This is a genomic window from Cupriavidus sp. 01L46 (genome assembly GCF_056399905.1).
This window is the reverse complement of sequence record NZ_JBFTSF010000685.1, coordinates 1-638: the sequence shown is the minus strand read 5'-3', so window position 1 is coordinate 638 and position 638 is coordinate 1. Positions and strand designations below refer to the sequence as shown.

The following is a 638-nucleotide window of genomic DNA, read 5'->3' as shown; positions in this document are numbered from 1 at the left end:
CCTTTGGCCTTGTGCAAGGCGCTGTATAGCGGGTCGCGCAGCGCCGCCAGTTCCGCCGGGCTGCCGGCCTTTTCCACCTTGACTTGCAGCAGGTAGCCGCGCAGGCCCAGGTGATGGCCGATGACATCGGTATAGAAGTGATAAAGCCGCTGGTAAGTGCCGCCCGCGGGTTGCGGGGAGGCTGGCGCGGGCAAGGCGTCGTCCCATGACGGCACATTGGCACCACGCATGCTGTACATGGAGAACAGGCTGTCGGCCTTGGCATCGCCATGGTGATCCACGCTGGCTGGCGGGCTTGCGGGGCGGGTATCCGCTGCCGCAGGCTGTGGCGCATTCTCCGCGCGGATCAGCCCGGCAGCCAGCAGGGCGTCGATGCTCTCCGGCCCCACGCCCATGCCGCCGGTCTGGGCCAGCAGCTCGCTGCGCCGGCGCTCGCCATTGACGATCAGCAGCAAGGCGCGCAGTTTATGGTCCAGCTTGCGCGCGCGCGTGCGGATTTCATCCTGGCCTTGCTCGGTCTTATGAAAAACCGGGTCGGTCATGTCTCGCTCCATTGTTATAGACCGGCCAGTGCAGTACTGTGTGCTGCACTTTTCGCCATGCGGCTCGCCGGCCGATTATCGCCACGTTGTTTGGGC

1 protein-coding gene is annotated in these 638 nt (G+C 65.4%); it reads right to left on the bottom strand.

Annotation, left to right across the window (positions count from 1 at the left end):
- On the bottom strand, positions 1–542 hold a 542-nt coding region (locus tag AC1DS3_RS39320; protein WP_477129459.1), incomplete at its 3' end, for a hypothetical protein.
- Between the last annotated feature and the right edge of the window lie 96 nt (positions 543–638).